The organism is Frigidibacter sp. MR17.14, from assembly GCF_037095735.1.
Lineage (GTDB): Bacteria > Pseudomonadota > Alphaproteobacteria > Rhodobacterales > Rhodobacteraceae > Frigidibacter.
On sequence record NZ_JBAWKD010000011.1, the window covers coordinates 24,701 to 39,554 of the forward strand.

At 70.6% G+C, this 14,854-nt stretch carries 14 protein-coding genes; 6 read left to right on the plus strand and 8 right to left on the minus strand.

Annotation, left to right across the window (positions count from 1 at the left end; translation table 11 throughout):
• From V8J36_RS19055 to V8J36_RS19070, 4 genes are all read right to left on the minus strand, one after another.
• The gene (locus tag V8J36_RS19055) at nucleotides 1-1,380 is read right to left on the minus strand and encodes an NtaA/DmoA family FMN-dependent monooxygenase (RefSeq protein ID WP_336468906.1); all 1,380 of its coding nucleotides are present in this window, start codon (nucleotides 1,378-1,380) and stop codon (nucleotides 1-3) included.
• Nucleotides 1,381-1,382: 2 nt separating this feature from the next.
• On the minus strand, nucleotides 1,383-2,360 hold the full coding sequence (locus tag V8J36_RS19060) for an NrtA/SsuA/CpmA family ABC transporter substrate-binding protein (RefSeq protein WP_336468907.1): 978 nt from the start codon (nucleotides 2,358-2,360) through the stop codon (nucleotides 1,383-1,385).
• Between the two features lie 74 nt (nucleotides 2,361-2,434).
• Entirely contained in the window at nucleotides 2,435-3,133 is a 699-nt protein-coding gene (locus V8J36_RS19065) for an ABC transporter ATP-binding protein (RefSeq protein WP_336468908.1), read from the minus strand.
• Nucleotides 3,130-3,975 (minus strand): ABC transporter permease subunit, encoded by an 846-nt coding sequence (locus V8J36_RS19070; RefSeq protein WP_336468909.1) that lies wholly within the window; start codon nucleotides 3,973-3,975, stop codon nucleotides 3,130-3,132. Before V8J36_RS19070 ends, V8J36_RS19065 begins: the two co-directional genes overlap by 4 nt.
• Nucleotides 3,976-4,497: 522 nt before the next feature.
• On the opposite strand from V8J36_RS19070, the gene V8J36_RS19075 reads away from it, so the two are divergent.
• A complete protein-coding gene (locus V8J36_RS19075; protein WP_336468910.1) occupies nucleotides 4,498-5,088 on the plus strand; it encodes a gluconate 2-dehydrogenase subunit 3 family protein in 591 nt (196 codons plus the stop codon).
• A gap of 463 nt (nucleotides 5,089-5,551) precedes the next feature.
• The gene (locus V8J36_RS19080) at nucleotides 5,552-7,633 is read left to right on the plus strand and encodes an ATP-binding protein (protein WP_336468911.1); all 2,082 of its coding nucleotides are present in this window, start codon (nucleotides 5,552-5,554) and stop codon (nucleotides 7,631-7,633) included.
• A gap of 33 nt (nucleotides 7,634-7,666) precedes the next feature.
• Here the strand turns inward: V8J36_RS19080 and cbiB are convergent, their stop codons facing one another.
• Complete coding sequence (cbiB, locus tag V8J36_RS19085) at nucleotides 7,667-8,605, minus strand: adenosylcobinamide-phosphate synthase CbiB (RefSeq protein ID WP_336468912.1); 939 nt, start codon at nucleotides 8,603-8,605, stop codon at nucleotides 7,667-7,669.
• A 73-nt stretch (nucleotides 8,606-8,678) separates the two neighbouring features.
• Nucleotides 8,679-9,242 carry a histidine phosphatase family protein gene (locus V8J36_RS19090; protein WP_336468913.1) on the minus strand — a complete coding sequence of 188 codons (564 nt, stop codon included), beginning with the start codon at nucleotides 9,240-9,242 and terminating at the stop codon, nucleotides 8,679-8,681.
• 76 nt (nucleotides 9,243-9,318) lie between these two features.
• Between V8J36_RS19090 and cobU the strand changes: the two genes are divergently transcribed.
• Genes cobU through V8J36_RS19110 form a run of 4 tightly spaced genes read left to right on the plus strand, consistent with a single transcriptional unit; the run spans nucleotide 9,319 to nucleotide 12,111 of the window.
• Nucleotides 9,319-9,828 carry a bifunctional adenosylcobinamide kinase/adenosylcobinamide-phosphate guanylyltransferase gene (gene cobU / locus V8J36_RS19095; protein ID WP_336468914.1) on the plus strand — a complete coding sequence of 170 codons (510 nt, stop codon included), beginning with the start codon at nucleotides 9,319-9,321 and terminating at the stop codon, nucleotides 9,826-9,828.
• Nucleotides 9,825-10,844, plus strand: coding sequence for a nicotinate-nucleotide--dimethylbenzimidazole phosphoribosyltransferase (cobT, locus tag V8J36_RS19100; protein WP_336468915.1), 1,020 nt, complete (start codon nucleotides 9,825-9,827; stop codon nucleotides 10,842-10,844). The genes cobU and cobT overlap by 4 nt, the downstream gene beginning before the upstream one ends.
• Nucleotides 10,841-11,551 (plus strand): adenosylcobinamide-GDP ribazoletransferase, encoded by a 711-nt coding sequence (gene cobS / locus V8J36_RS19105; protein WP_336468916.1) that lies wholly within the window; start codon nucleotides 10,841-10,843, stop codon nucleotides 11,549-11,551. The genes cobT and cobS overlap by 4 nt, the downstream gene beginning before the upstream one ends.
• Before the next feature lie 59 nt (nucleotides 11,552-11,610).
• A complete protein-coding gene (locus tag V8J36_RS19110) occupies nucleotides 11,611-12,111 on the plus strand; it encodes a VOC family protein (protein ID WP_336468917.1) in 501 nt (166 codons plus the stop codon).
• Between the two features lie 22 nt (nucleotides 12,112-12,133).
• On the opposite strand, the gene V8J36_RS19115 is transcribed toward V8J36_RS19110, so the two are convergent.
• Both V8J36_RS19115 and V8J36_RS19120 read right to left on the minus strand, forming a co-directional pair.
• Complete coding sequence (locus tag V8J36_RS19115) at nucleotides 12,134-13,186, minus strand: HlyD family secretion protein (protein WP_336468918.1); 1,053 nt, start codon at nucleotides 13,184-13,186, stop codon at nucleotides 12,134-12,136.
• Between the two features lie 18 nt (nucleotides 13,187-13,204).
• Nucleotides 13,205-14,749 (minus strand): MFS transporter, encoded by a 1,545-nt coding sequence (locus tag V8J36_RS19120; RefSeq protein WP_336468919.1) that lies wholly within the window; start codon nucleotides 14,747-14,749, stop codon nucleotides 13,205-13,207.
• Between the last annotated feature and the right edge of the window lie 105 nt (nucleotides 14,750-14,854).

The window sequence follows — 14,854 nt, forward strand, 5'->3', positions numbered from 1 at the left end:
TCAGTCTCCGGTGCCGGTGCGCAGGGCGGGCTGCAGCGGCACACTCAGATGGCCGCGCGTCGCACCCGCCTGGAAATGGTCGAGCCCGAGGTGGTCGCGCAGCGTCGTGCCCTCGTAGTCGCGCCGGAACCGGCCGCGCGCCTGCAGGATCGGGATCAGGTGGTCGACGATGTCCTCGAGCCCCGAGGTCTGCACGTCGATGTTCAGGTTGAAGCCGTCGGCGGCCCCGGTGTCGACCCAGTGCAGGATGTCGTCGGCCACTTTATCGGGCGTGCCCACGACCATGCGGTGGCCGCCGATGATGTTCGACAGCGCCGCCTGCCGCGCGGTCCAGCCCCGCGGCCGGGCCTCGGACAGGATCTGCGCACGCGGCCAGCGCGAGGCGATGGGCACGCCCGACTCTGCCGCGTCGATGCGGTCGAAGGGCAGCACCTCGTCCAGCGGCAGATCGTCGGGGTCGAGCCCGAAGTGGCGCGCCAGCTCGCCGTGCAGGAAGGCGATGTCGAGGCCCTCGTCCAGCTCGGCCTTGCGCTTCAGTGCCTCGGCTTCCGTGCCGCCGAGGATCGGGAACAGACCCGGCATGACCAGAAGCTGCGACGGGTCGCGGCCGTTGGCGCGGGCCAGTGCCTTCACGTCGGCGAAGAACTTCTGTCCGCCGGCCAGCGTGCGCTGCCCGGTGAACAGCGCATCGGCATAGGCGGCGCCGAAGGCCTTGCTGTCCTCGGACTGCCCGGCCTGGAAGATCACCGGCCGGCCCTGCGGCGGCACGGTAGCCGAAAGCGCGCCCTTCGCGGTGAAGTGGCGGCCGCGCACGTCGATCGGGCGCAGGCGCGCGGGATCGACGAAGACGTTGCGCGCGGCATCGGCGACCACGGCCTCTTGCGGAACCGAGTCCCACAGGCCGGTGACGATTTCCGCGAATTCGCGGGCGCGCTGATAGCGGTCCTCCTGGCTGAACCCGTGGTCGAGCCCATAGGCCGCCAGCGCCACCGGCGTCTGGCTGGTGATGATGTTCCAGGCCGCGCGGCCCTTCGAGATGTGGTCGAGCGAGGCGATCTGCCGCGCGACCGTGTAGGGATGGCCGAAGATCGTCGAGGTCGTGGCCACCAGCCCGATGTGGTCGGTCGACTGGCTGAGCGCGGCCAGCAACGTCACCGGGTCGAGCGCGCGCCAGGGCCGGGTGTGGCTTTCCTCGACAAGGCCGCCGGGGCCGTCGGCAAGGAACAGCGCGTCGATCCGGCCCCGCTCGGCCACCCTGGCGATGCGGGTGAAGGCGTCGATGTCGGTCGACAGGGTCGCGGCATCGGGCAGGGTTTTCCAGGCGGCGTCATGACGGCCCGAGGCCAGCACGTTCACGCCGAGACGGACATGGGTCGTCATGGTCAGGCTCCTTGCGGGCGCAGGACGTGGTCCGCGACGGTGATGCGGTCGGGCAGGATCGCACGCTCGGACAGCCAGTCGGCGGCGCGCTGGAACTCGGTCAGGAACTGGGCGTCGTCGGCCTCGAAGAACGTGTTCTGGCGGTTGAGCGACACGAGGTGGTCGCGCACGGCGTCGGGATACTGGCCCTCGGCCTGGGCGATGGTCTCGGCCTCGACCGGGTTGGCGCTGATCCAATCGCCCTCGGTGCGATAGGCGTCGATCACGGCCCGCACGACGCGACCCTTCTCGGTCGCGAAGGCCCGCGTGGTGACCAGCGAGGAATAGTCGATCAGGAAGTCGAGGTCGGTGCCCTCGAAGAAGATGTCCTTGGCGTCGAACTGCTCGCGCGCGATGTCGACGGCCGGGGTCCACATCGACCAGGCATCGACCTTGCCCTGGCCGAAGGCGGGGGCGGCATCGGGCGGGTTCAGGTAGACGACGGTGACGTCGTCACGGGTCAGCCCGTTTTTCTCGAGCGCCGCGATCAGCAGGAACTCGCCCAGGCCCGAGCGGTTGACGGCGATCTTGCGGCCCTTCAGGTCCGCCACGCTGTCGATGCCGCTGTCCTTCTTGACGATGATCGCGGTCGAGCGCGGGGAATAGACGTTGAACTGGGTGAAGACGAGGTCCTGGCCTGCGAGGATCGCGGCCAGCGCCGGCGTGGTCGAACCCCAGAAGCCGAAGTCCGCGCTGCCGCCGACCACGGCCTGCAGGGACGGCGCGTGGTTGGGGAAGGGGCCGACCCATTCCACCTTGATGTCCTGCTCGGCCAGCTGCTTCTCGAAGGCGCCGCGCTGCTTGGCGATCAGCGGCAGGCCGCCGCGGCCCCAGCCGAGACGCGCGGTCTCGGTCCCCGCGGCGCGGGCGACATGGGGCATGGCAAGAAGGGCGGCGGTGGCGCCGGTGGCCTGGATCAGCGAACGTCTGGTCAGGGTCATGTCTGGTCTCCTTCGGGCAAGGCTCCGCCCTGCGGGCCGGCCCGGTCTTGCTTCGGTCGGTTCATGGGTTGCGGTCAGGCGGCGCGGGTGTCGGTCTCGACCCCAAGTTCGGCCAGAAGGCGGTCGCGCAGACCGGCGGTGTCGGCGGTGTCGTAGCTGGCGGCGATCCGGCCCTGGCGCATGATCAGGATCCGGTCGGCGATGGCCACGGCCTCGTCCACGTCATGGGTCACCAGCAGCACGCCGGGGCGGTGGCGGGCGACCAGCTCGCGGATCAGGACATGCATCTTGATCCGGGTCAGCGCGTCGAGCGCGGCGAAGGGCTCGTCGAGCAGCAGCAGCCGCGGCTCTCGCACGAGGGCGCGCGCCAGCGCCACCCGCTGCGCCTGCCCGCCCGACAGGTTGCGCGGCCAGTCGGTCTCGCGCCCGGCAAGGCCGACCTCGGTCAGCGCCGCCTCGGCGGCCAGGCGGCCTGCGGCGGTCTCGTTGCCAAGCGCCACGTTCTGCCAGAGGGGGGCCCAGGGCAGCAGGCGATGTTCCTGGAACACCATCGCCGGACGGCCCGGCGCCTCGATCCGCCCGCCCTCGATCGGGTCGAGACCGGCCAGCGCGCGCAGCAGCGTGGTCTTGCCGCAGCCGCTTTCGCCCAGGAGGGCGACGAATTCCCCTTCGCCGATGGTGAGATCGAGCGCCTTGATCACCGTGCGCTCGCCATAGCGGCGGGTAAGGTTGCGGACGGTGACGGCGGGGCGGAAGTGGGGGGCGCGGCTCATGCGCGGGCTCCTTTCGCGTAGTTCGGGTGCCATGCCAGCAGCCGCCGTTCAAGCGCGCGGGCAAGGCTGTCGGCCCCGGTGCCGATCCCGGCATAGATCAAGATCGTCAGCACGATGACGTTGGTCTGCAGGAACTCGCGCGCATCCATTGCCAGGAAGCCGATGCCGCGGGTGGTGGCGACGGTTTCGGCGATGACCAGCGCGAGCCAGGCCGTGGCCAGCGCATAGCGCACCCCGGTCAGGATCGAGGGCATCGCGCCGGGCAGCACGATCCGGCGGATCGTCTGCGCCCGGCCGAGGCCGCTGACACGGGCCAGTTCCAGAAGCTTCGGATCGACTTGGCGGATGCCCAGCACGGTGTTGATGTAGATCGGGAACAGCACCGCGAGCGAGACCATGAAGATCTTGCCGGCCTCGTCGACGCCGAACCAGACGATCACCAGCGGCAGCAGCGCAAGGAAGGGGATGGCGCGGATCATCTGGATCGAGCGGTCGAGCAGCGCCTCGGCCAGCCGCGAGAAGCCGACGAGGATCCCCAGCGCGAAGCCGATGCCGCCGCCGATCGCGAAGCCGGCCGCGGCGCGGGCGAGGCTGGCCCCGAGATGTGCAAGAAGGCTGCCATTGGTCAGAAGCGCCCAGCCGGTGAGCGCGACCTTGCTGGGGGCGGGCAGCACCTGCGCCGAGATCAGCCCGGCGCGCGAGGCGGCCTCCCAGAGCAGCAGCACGCCAAGCGGGGCGATCCACGAGATCAGCGCAAGCTGCGGCGCCGCCAGTTTCGGGGCTGCCGGCATCGGGGTCGCCGAGGGGGACAGACCGCGCCGCTGGGTCAGGTCAAGGGTCATCTGGTCAGCCTTCTGTGACGATCCGACCACCCCTTCGGCGGGTTCTGGGGTGGAATTACACGATCAACTCTATCGTCTTTAACTAAGCAGGATTTCCGCTTGGGAGCGATTCCCTATTCGGCCCCGGCCAGAGGCGAAAACCGCTCCCCCGCCCCTGTTTCGGGGAAACCCGTCCTGCGGCGTTGCGGCTTTGCCCTGCCGCGTGCGGGGCCGTTGGCGCTCGGCACGACAGGCGGCCGCTGTCCGGCCGCAGGTGCCACAGACCGCCGGCGGGGCGGTTGGACTCGTCAAAATGACGGGTTCCGCGCGCGCCCCGGCCCGAGCGTCTCGCCTTCCGGCAGGACCGATGGTTCGCTGCGACGCTTGGGGCCGCGGCCCAGCCACGACCCTGCGGCGTCAGACTGACAACCCGATCCCCGACCGGTGCAAGACGCCCGCGTCCCCTAACAGCCACGCGCCGCGCGTGCGGCCGCCGACCCTGCGCGCGGGCGATCCCGGGCGTTCGCGGGAAGGCGAAGGACTGTGGACGATGAACAGACGAGAGGTGCTGCGTTCGCTCAGCGCGCTGGCGGCGGCGGTGCTACGGCCGGCAGCGCGGTCGGACGCGCCGGCGCGGTCGCGATGCGCGGTGCTCCGACCGACATGGCGCTGGCCGAGGAGGTTCTGCCCTGCACCCTGCGCCAAGGAGGCGGCTTCCGGGGGCTAACCGACGACACCGCGCGGCGCACCGTCACCACAGTCTTCGACCGGTTGAGCCTGGCCGACGACCCGGGCCCTTCGGCCAGCGCGGCGGGCCGCATCGACGTCCTCGACGCGCCGTTGACGGACCGCTTCGGTCAAGGGGCGGGCCTCTATCGCGAGGGTCCGAAGGCCGCAGGCGAAGTTGCGTTGACGCAGCCCCCGCAGTTCATCGCCATCCCGCGCGAACGCTACGACATCGGGTTTAAGGCGCCCGAGGCTTGGGTTCAGGATCATGACGGCGCCGCTTCAACCGAACCGCAGCCGAACCGGCAAGACGAGATCCTGCGCGGCATGAAGGACGCATTGATCAGCCTGTCCGAGGACGTGACCATGCGGGCGCCCTCCGAGCTGATGCCGCAGAAACTCCGCTAAGTCTACGTCGCCGACCCGGTCCATAGCGGCAACCGCGACACGGTGGCTAGGAAGCTGATCGGCTTCCTCGATGCCCGCTGCGACCACCGGGCTTGCCCCGACTTGTTGGGCGAGGTGCTCGACCTCGAACCCGGCAGCCTGATCCCGCGCGACTGACGCGCGCGTTCCCGAACGAAACAAGGCAGCTGCATATGGCAGCCAATCCAAAAGCCGACGTGGTGATCGTCGGTCTCGGCTGGGGGGGATCGCTCATGGCGGCAGAACTGACCCCCGCGGGTCCGATCGTGACCGCGATCGACCGCGGCCCGTGGAGGGACACCTCGACCGCCCGCCGCCGACCCAGACGACGCGCTGGGCGATCACGCCCGGTCCGACCGGGCCGGCCCCCCCCATTTCAAGCGCCGCGGCTTTCTGCGAAGAAGGACACAGTGACTCGCTTCCCGCGAGGCGAAGGAGTGAAGCCGTGGCTGAATGGCGAGACCGGACGGTGCCTGCGGAACCTGGCGCGCCCGCGCAGGACGGCTATGAAACCAGGTATCGCGCGCTTTTCGAGGCGATCGACGACGGTTTCTGCATCATCGAGTTCGTCGAGGGGCCAGAGGGCCCGCTCAGCGACTACATCCATATCGAGGCCAACAGCGGCTATGCCCGGCACACCGGCATCTCCGACATCGTCGGCAAGTCGGTCTACGACATCGCGCCGACCGAAGCCCCGGCCTGGGTCCGGCTCTACCGCCAGATCCTCGACAGCGGCCAGCCCCTGCGCTTCGAGCGCGAGTTCGTCGATGCCGGCCGTTTCATCGAGGTTTCTGCCGCGCGCGTCGAGCCTGCGTCGCTCAATCAGGTTTCGGTGCTGTTCCGGGATATCACCGCCCGCAAGACCGCCGAGATCGCCTTGCGGGCGAGCGAGGCGAAGGCCCGCGACAACAACCTGCGCGTCAGCCTGGCGCTTGCAGCGGGCGCGATCATCGGCACCTGGTTCTGGAACATCCCCGAGGACGACATCACCATCGACGAGGCCTTCGCCAAGGCCTTCGGCATGGATGCCGCCGCGGTGCACGAGCGCATCAGCTTCGAAAAGGCGCTCGAGACCGTGCATCCCGAGGATCGGCCGAAGCTGCGGGCGGCGGTCGGGAAGGTGCTGGTGGAGGGCGGCGACTACGTCAACCAGTACCGGACATTGCGGGCCGACGGCGCCTATCACTGGCTCGAGGCGAATGGGCGGGTCGATCTCGACGCGACGGGGGCGCCGTTCCTGTTCTCGGGCGTGCTGGTCGACATCAGCCAGAAACGCGCGCTTGAAGAAGAGCGCGACCGCGCGAACGAGGAGCTGCGGCGCCTCAACGAAACGCTGGAAGAGCGGGTGAGCGAGCAGACGGCGGCGCTTCTTGACCGCGAGGACGCGCTGCGGCAGGCCCAGAAGATGGAGGCCGTGGGCCAGTTGACCGGCGGCCTCGCGCATGACTTCAACAACCTGCTGGCGGCGATCTCTGGCTCGCTCGAATTGCTGCAGACCCGGATCGACGAAGGGCGCCACGACCGGCTGGATCACTATGTCGAGGTGGCGCGCGGCGCCACGCAGCGCGCGGCCGCCCTCACCCATCGCCTGCTGGCCTTCGCCCGACGCCAGACGCTGGAGCCGAAGGTCACCGACCCGCTGGCGCTGGTGCGCGACCTTGAAGATCTGCTGTGCCGCACCGTCGGCCCGCATATCGACATCACGGTGCAGGGCGGGGCGCAGGCCGCCTCGATCCTGATCGACCAGAACCAGCTGGAAAGCGCGGTGCTGAATCTGTGCGTCAACGCGCGGGATGCGATGCCCGGCGGCGGGCGGCTCGCGATCCGGGTCACCGACTGCACCGTCGCCCCGCCCGAGGCCGAGGAGCTGGGCGTGGCCCCCGGCGACTTCGTCGAGATCGCGGTCGAGGACACCGGCTCGGGCATCGCGCCCGACCTGCTCGAACGGGTGCTCGAGCCCTTCTTCACCACCAAGCCGATGGGTCAGGGCACGGGGCTGGGTCTGTCGATGGTCTATGGCTTCGTCCAGCAGTCGGGCGGGCATCTGGTGATCCGCTCCGAACCGGGGCGCGGCACCACCGTCGCGCTGCGTTTCCCCCGCAGCGGCGCGGCGCTGCCGGTGGCCGAGCCGCGCCGGGTCGAGGCGGGACCGGTGTCGGTCGCCGGCCGGACAGTGCTGGTGGTCGATGACGAGGTGCTGGTGCGCATGCTGCTGGTCGAGGTGGTGCAGGATCTTGGGCTGACCGTGCTCGAGGCCGGCAACGGCCCGGACGCGCTGCGGATTCTTCAGACGACGCCGGCCGTCGACCTGCTGCTGACCGATGTCGGCCTGCCGAGGGGGATGAACGGCCACCAGCTGGTCGATGCCGCCCGCACGCTGCGTCCGGACCTGCCGGTGATCTTCGTGACCGGCTATGACGAGACGGCGGTTTCGGGCAACCGCAGCGCGACCGAGCGGACCGAGATCCTGACGAAGCCGGTCGATCTTGCCGAACTGACCCGGAAGGTGCGCGACTTCCTGTCCTGATCGTGTGGCTCGCGCATCTTGGGCACCTTGCGTCTAGAGGACGTGCAGGAAGCCCAAGAGAAGCGCCGTCAGCAGCATCGCCCGCAGGTAAAGCCCGAGGGCCGCGCGCAGATCGGCGGCGCGGGCATTGCGTCCCGGCGCATTGACCCAAGGTTCCTGCGACATCCGCCCGTTGTAGGCCCGGGGACCAGAGATCCGGATGCCGAGCGCCCCGGCCGTCGCCGCTTCCGGCCAGCCCGCGTTGGGCGAGCGGTGCCGGCGCGCATCGGCGCGGACCACCGCCCAGGACGCGCGCGGCCGGCCCGAGGCCAGCGCGAACAGGGCGGCGGACAGGCGGGCGGGCACGAGATTGGCCCAGTCGTCGATATGCGCCGCGGCGCGGCCGAAATCCTCGTGCCGCGGCGTGCGGTGGGCGATCATCGAATCCAGCGTGTTGATCGCTTTGTAGGCGCAGAGCCCCGGCAGACCCAGCAGCGCCCCCCAGAACAGCGGCGCGATCACCCCGTCAGAGGTGTTCTCGGCGAGGCTCTCGACCGCCGCACGCACGACGCCGCCTTCGTCCAGCGCGTTCGGATCGCGGCCGACGATCTGTGCGACCGCGCGGCGGGCCCCCGTCAGGTCGCCGGCGTTCAGCGGGCGGGCGACTGCGTCGACATGGTCGTAAAGCGAGCGGGTCGCGATCAGCGGGAAGGCCAGCAGTCCGCCGATCAGCTGACCGGAGATCCCGCCCGGCAGGGCCGACTGCAGCACGAGGCCAACCAGCGTTGCGACAAGGATCACCGCCAGCGCGGTGAACAGTCCGCGCGCGCGTCGCTGCGCCGGGCTGCGGTCGGGGCGGTTCAGCCGCGCGTCCAGCCCGGCGATGAGCCGGCCGAGCCAGCTGACGGGATGCCCGATCAGCCGGTGTAGCCCGGCCGGCCAGCCGAGCGCCCCCTCGATCGCCATCCCGACCAGCATCATTCCCGCGAACATGTTTCCACCGCCTTCGAAATCCGGCGCCCCTGATCCGGCAAATCCTGCGCTGGCGCAAGAGCGGGCGCGGCCTCTAAAGCGGCAGGTTCACCGCGCCGACCGACCAGAGGCCGCCGGGCAACAGGGTGAGGCGGGTGAGCGACAGCGGCGCGACCGCGAAGGCCAGCCCCGCGTCCGTGCAGCCCATCGCCAGTGACAGGGCTGCACGGACGGTCCCGGCATGGGCGACGATGGCCACCGGGCCGGGCGCGCCGCCGAGCGCGAGAAGCGCCGGCGCGCAGCGCGTCACCAGATCCGCGAAGCTTTCGCCGCGCGGCGGGGCGTGGCGGGCGAGCGCGGCGCGGGGCAGGGGCCCCAGATCGGGCAGGTCGGCAGGCTCGGCCCCGTCCCAGTCGCCGAAGTCCTGCTCCCACAGGCGCGGGTCGGTCTCGGCCGCCAGCCCCGGGAACAGCCGCGACGCGGTGTCGCGGCAGCGTTGCGCCGGGCTGCAGATCACCCTTCGCGGCAGGCCGAGCGCAGTGCCCGCGCGCGCCATCGCGCCTGTATCGCAAGGGGCTAGGGGCACGTCACGACGCCCTGCAAGCCGGCCCCCGGTCGCGGCGGGGGCATGGCGGATAAGCCAGAGGTCGGTCGCCACCGGGGTGGGGTCTGTCGGTTCCGGGCGTTGCAAGGGCGGGCGTTCCGTGGTTTCTCGCGAGGTCAGCGGGGGACGCATGACGGTCATACTCATCACAGGCGGAGCGCGGTCGGGCAAGAGCCGGCATGCCGAGGCGCGGGCGACCGCCTTCGCGGGCGCGCCGGTCTATATCGCCACCTGTCCGCCTGCGGGCGAGGATGCCGAGATGGCGGTCCGCATCGCGCTTCACCGCGACCGGCGCGGGCCAGAGTGGCGGCTGGTCGAGGAACCGCTGGCGCTGGCCGCGGCATTGCAGGCGAGCGACGGCGCGGGGCCGCGGCTGGTCGATTGCCTGACGCTGTGGCTGTCGAACCTGATGTTCGGGCATCGCGACTGGCGGGCCGAGGCCGAGGCGCTTCTGCCCGTGCTGGCCGCGCAGGCGGCCCCGGTGGTGCTGGTGACCAACGAGGTGGGGCTGGGGATCGTGCCCGACAACGCCCTGTCGCGGGCGTTCCGCGATGCGCAGGGCACGCTGAACCAGATGATCGCCCGGGTGGCGGACGAGGTGGATTTCGTCGTCGCCGGGCTGCCGATGAGGGTGAAATGACCGGACTATCCAACATTGCCTCGCTTGGCGCGCTGGCTGATCTTCTGGCCGACCTGCCAGCGCCCGATGCCGCGGCGCGGGCGGCGGCCGAGGCGCGGCAGGGCCAGCTGACCAAGCCGCCGGGCAGCCTTGGCCGGCTCGAGGAGCTGGCGGTGTTCCTCGCCGGCTGGCAGGGGCGCGAGCGACCCGCGATCGCCAAGGCGCAGGCGGTGGTCTTCGCCGGCAATCACGGCATCTGCGACCGGGGCGTGAATCCCTTCCCGCAGGCGGTGACGGCGCAGATGGTTGCGAACTTCCGCGCCGGCGGCGCCGCGATCAACCAGCTGAGCCGGGCCGCCGGTGCCGATCTGTCAGTGGTCGCGCTCGAGCTCGACCGCCCGACCCGCAATTTCACCGCCGGCCCCGCGATGGACGAGGCCGAGGTGCTGGCGGCGATGGCCGCCGGCGCGGCGGCGGTCGATCCCGAGGCCTCGGTGCTGATGCTGGGCGAGATGGGGATCGGCAATTCGACCATCGCGGCGGCCTTGGCGCGGGCGGTCTTCGGCGGGACGGCGACGGATTGGGTCGGGCCCGGCACCGGCTCGGACGCCGGCGGGATGAGCCTGAAGGCGCGGGTCATCGAAGAGGGGATCGCGCTGCATCGCGACCTGATCGCGGCGCCCTTCGGCCCCTATCTCGCCTTCGGCGGGCGCGAGCAGGCGGCCATTGCCGGTGCGGTGATCGCGGCGCGGCTGGCGCGGGTGCCGGTCATCCTTGACGGGTTCATCTGCACCGCCTCGGTCGCGCCGCTGGCTGCGGTGCCGGGGCTTCTCGACCATTGCATCGTCGGCCATTCCAGCGCCGAGCCGGGACATGCCCGGCTGCTGGCGGCGATGGGCAAGCGGGCGCTGCTGGATCTGGACATGCGGCTGGGCGAGGGCTCGGGCGCGGCGGTGGCGCTGATGCTGCTGCGCGCGGCGGTGGCCGCGCATGACGGCATGGCCACCTTCGCGGAAGCGGGCGTCTCCGGCGCATGAGGCGGCTCGACGAGCTGCGCGTCGCGGGGATGCTGCTGACCCGGCTGCCGATGGGCCGGGTCGCGCGGGTCGTGCCGATGGGCGAGACCGCTTGGGCCTGGCCGCTGATCGGCGCGCTCGTGGGCGCGATCATCGCCGCCGTGGCTTGGGGGGCGGGCGATCTGCCCCCGCTGGTCACCGGCGTGCTGGCCGTGGCCGCGGGGCTGCTGGTGACGGGGGCCATGCATGAAGACGGGCTGGCCGACTGCGCAGACGGTTTCGGCGGCGGTCGCGACCGGGCGCGCAAGCTCGAGATCATGCGCGACAGCCGTCTGGGCAGCTACGGCGCGGCGGCGCTTTGCCTTGCGCTGCTGGCCAAGGTCGCGCTGATCGGCGCGCTGGACGACACGCTCGTGCTGATCGCCACCGGGGCGGCAAGCCGGGCGCTGCTGCCCGCGCTGCAGCAGCTGATGCCACAGGCCCGGGCCGAGGGCCTGGGGGCCGGCGCGGCCGCGGTCGGGCAGGGTGGCGCGGCGGTCGCGGCCGGTCTGGGCTGCGGCGCGCTCGTCATCTGTCCCGGCGGTCTCGCGGCATTGCTTGCGCTGGCGATCGCGCAGGCGGGCGTTGCGCTGATCGCCCGCAGGCAGATCGGCGGTGTCACCGGCGACGTTCTGGGGGCTGCGCAACTTCTGGGTGAAATTGCCGCATTGATAATAATCTCAAGGTGATGCCTTGCCGGGGGCATCCGCTGCCCCATCCTCTCGAGGACACGAGAGAGGAGGATCAGATGACACCTGATCTTGCGACCTGCCTGTGGTTCGAGAACGGCACCGAGGCGATGGCCGCCGCGCGCTTCTACACGGGGCTCTTGCCCGACAGCGGCATCGGCACGGTCACCCGCTATCCCGACATTGCGCTGCCCGAAGGTGCGGTCTCGGCCGGCGACCCGATGGTGGTCAGCTTCCGCATCGCGGGCCGGGCCTTCCTGGCGCTGAACGGCGGGATGAAGCAGCCCTATCACTACAGCCAGTCCACCGTGATCCCCTGCGCCGATCAGGCCGAGATCGACCGGCTCTGGGCCGTCTTCATCGACGCGGGCGGGCAGGGTGGGCAGTGCGGCTGGCTGACCGACCGCTGGGGGGTCCACTGGCAGATCACGCCGGCCGCCCTGCAGGGCTGGGCCTCGGGCCCGCCTGCCCGGGTCAAGGCGCTGATGGAGGAGATGATGACGATGTCGAAGCCCGACATCGCCCGGCTGACGGCCGCGGCAGGTTTGACGCGGGTCTGAACCCCAGGCCCGGCGCCTGCCCCTACTGTGCGTCCGGCGCCGAGGCGGTATCGATCCGCACCTCGACCGAGAGGCCGGGCACCAGCCGTTCGGCCTCGGGCTGGCCCTCGTCGAAGGCGATGCGCACCGGCAGGCGCTGCGCAACCTTGGTGAAGTTGCCCGTAGCGTTGTCGGTCTTGATGACGCTGAACTCGGAGCCCGTCGCCGGCGAGAAAGACGCGATGTGACCGGTCAGCCGGGCGGCGCCCAGCGCATCGATGCGGATCTCGGCGGCCTGGCCGATCTTCATGTTCGCGACCTGCGTTTCCTTGTAGTTCGCGACGACCCAGACCCGGTCCGGCACAAGCCCCATGAGCTGCGTCCCGGCCGAGACATACTGGCCGACCCGGGCCGCGACCTCGCCCACCCGGCCGTCTTCGGGCGCGGTGATGATCGTGTTGTCCAGGTCGATCTGCGCCAGGGCCACAGAGGCTTCCGCGGAATGCACGTTGGCCACCAGCGAGGCACGGTTGGCCACCACCGTCTGCAGGTCCTGCCGCGAGATGTCGAGATTGGCATTCGCCTGGTTGAGCGCGGCATTGGCGCTGTCGAGCGTTGCGCGGGCCTCGTCGGTGTCCACCTGGTTTACCACGCCGCGCTCGCGCAGCGGCGCCACGCGCTGCCAGTTCGCCTCGGCGGCATGTTGCGAGGCCTTGGCGGATTCGACGTTCGCTTGTGACGCGCGGATCGAGGCCTCGGCTGAGGCCTTGGACTGCTCCCAGTTCTGCAGGGCCGCCTGCTGCACCTCGAGCTGCGCCTGCGCCTGCGCGAGGTTCTGGCGATAGATGCGGTCATCGATCTTCACCAGCACGTCGCCGGTCTTCACCGTCTGGAAGTCATGCACGGTGACCTCGGCGACATGACCGGCCAGCTGCGGGGCAAGGAAGGTGACCTTGCCGCGCACATAGGCGTTGTTGGTGGTTTCGACCGCGGTGTGGAACGGCGGCAAGTCCCAAGCCCAGAGGATCAGGCCAAGGCCGATGGCCCCCGAGGCGAGGGCGGCGAGGGTGGCGGGGGATTTCAGCGGGTTTGCCATGGAAGCACCTGGGAGGGGTCAGCTTGCGGTCGCGGCCCCGGCCGCGGCGCTGCGCCGGGCAAGGATCGCGAGGATGGTGATGTGGACGAGCAGTGCCGCGAGCGCCGCGGCGGCGATCAGGGCGATGGTGAAGAAGGCATCGCCATAGGCCAGCACCGTCGCCTCGCGGGTGACGACGCTGTTCAGCGACGAAAGGCCGACCGACTGGCGCGCCCCCGCCGAGGGCAGCACCTGCGCATAGGCTCCGGCGTATTGGGCGACGCGGGCGGTGACCAGCGGATCGGTGGCGGGCAGTGTTTCGTAGAGGACGCGGGCGTGGAAGGCGATGCGGTTCTGGATGAAGGTCGAGAAGATCGCCGATCCCGCCATCGCGCCCACGATCTGTGTCGAGAGGAACACGGCGATGAACGACAGGATGTAGACCGGGCCCTTGGCCAGTGCCGAGCCCAGCCCGGCGGACATCGCCGGCGGCAGGAACAGACCGGTGGCCATCGCGATCAGTGCCTGGCTCAGCAGCATGTCGTTCGGCCTGGTCTGGCTGGTCACCTGGCTGTCCATCAGCGCCCCGATCACCAGCAGCACCAGCGCGACCGCGTGGATCGCGGGTTCGCGTCCCGCCTTCATCACCGTCGCGCAGGTGAAGCCCCCGGCGAAGGTCGCGGCAAGGATCACCAGATACAGCAGGCGCGTCTGCTCATTCAGCAGTCCCAGCGCCTGGAACATGCCCGGCGCACCCGAACTCTGTTCGGCCAGCACGATCCGGAACACCAGAAGCGCGCCCGCGAAATGAACGATGGCCGGGCTGGCGAGCCAGCGGATGTCGATCAGGGGTGTCGCGCGGTTCAGCTCAAGCGCGACGGCCGCCGTCAGCGTCACCGCGGAAAGGGCGAAGGTCCAGCCGATCCAGGGCGCGTCGAACCACCAGTAGAGCCGTCCCATGGTCAGCGCCACGGTGGCCGCGCCAAGGCCCGTGGCCAGCAGCGCATAGCTCAGCAGGTCGCGCCAGTGGATGACCTTGGCCCGCGGTATCGGCGTCAGCGGCAGGCGATAGACGAACCCCAGCCCGATCAGCGCCAGCCCCAGCTCGAGCGCGGCGATATGGGTCCACCCGCCGTTGTCCATCAGTTCGGGGGAGATCAGACGCGCGACCGGCGTCGCGATGGACAGGTTGGTGATCGCCAGAGGCAGTGCCACCGTCATCTTCTGCGCGGGGGGGAAGGCCTCGAGCATGTAGAAGAAGGCTAGGGTCGAGATCGGCGCCGCGGCTACGCCCCAGAAGAAGCGGACGAGCATCCCCGAACGCAGGTCGGTCGCAATGAAGCTCAGCAGGCAGACCAGCGCGAAGACGACGATCGAGACCTCGGCGAAGCGGCGCAGCCCGACCTGGGTGCGCAGTTTCACCAGCAGGATGGTGAGCGAGGCCTGCGGCGCCATGTAGGCGGCCACCAGCCAGGTCGCCTCGGTCGACGTCGCGCCGAAGCTGCCCTGCAATTGCGGGATGTTGGCCGAGATCAGCGACAGGCCCAGACCACGCGCCAGGGCCAGCACGGTCGAGGCGGTCATGTAGGTCATCTTGCGCGGCAGGCGCATCGGCGGGGGCGGAGCTGGGGCGGCATCGGCCACGGGCTCCGACGGAGCGACGGGCGCCGCCGCCTCTGGTGCGGGACG

What these genes read in the sequence shown, in the direction of transcription:
- cobU (WP_336468914.1), top strand. Translation starts at nt 9,319, where the DNA reads ATGACGGTCATACTCATCACAGGCGGAGCGCGGTCGGGCAAGAGCCGG.
- cbiB (WP_336468912.1), bottom strand. Translation starts at nt 8,605, where the DNA reads ATGTTCGCGGGAATGATGCTGGTCGGGATGGCGATCGAGGGGGCGCTC.
- V8J36_RS19065 (WP_336468908.1), bottom strand. Translation starts at nt 3,133, where the DNA reads ATGAGCCGCGCCCCCCACTTCCGCCCCGCCGTCACCGTCCGCAACCTT.
- V8J36_RS19115 (WP_336468918.1), bottom strand. Translation starts at nt 13,186, where the DNA reads ATGGCAAACCCGCTGAAATCCCCCGCCACCCTCGCCGCCCTCGCCTCG.
- V8J36_RS19120 (WP_336468919.1), bottom strand. Translation starts at nt 14,749, where the DNA reads ATGACCGCCTCGACCGTGCTGGCCCTGGCGCGTGGTCTGGGCCTGTCG.
- cobT (WP_336468915.1), top strand. Translation starts at nt 9,825, where the DNA reads ATGACCGGACTATCCAACATTGCCTCGCTTGGCGCGCTGGCTGATCTT.
- V8J36_RS19060 (WP_336468907.1), bottom strand. Translation starts at nt 2,360, where the DNA reads ATGACCCTGACCAGACGTTCGCTGATCCAGGCCACCGGCGCCACCGCC.
- V8J36_RS19070 (WP_336468909.1), bottom strand. Translation starts at nt 3,975, where the DNA reads ATGACCCTTGACCTGACCCAGCGGCGCGGTCTGTCCCCCTCGGCGACC.
- V8J36_RS19055 (WP_336468906.1), bottom strand. Translation starts at nt 1,380, where the DNA reads ATGACGACCCATGTCCGTCTCGGCGTGAACGTGCTGGCCTCGGGCCGT.
- cobS (WP_336468916.1), top strand. Translation starts at nt 10,841, where the DNA reads ATGAGGCGGCTCGACGAGCTGCGCGTCGCGGGGATGCTGCTGACCCGG.
- V8J36_RS19110 (WP_336468917.1), top strand. Translation starts at nt 11,611, where the DNA reads ATGACACCTGATCTTGCGACCTGCCTGTGGTTCGAGAACGGCACCGAG.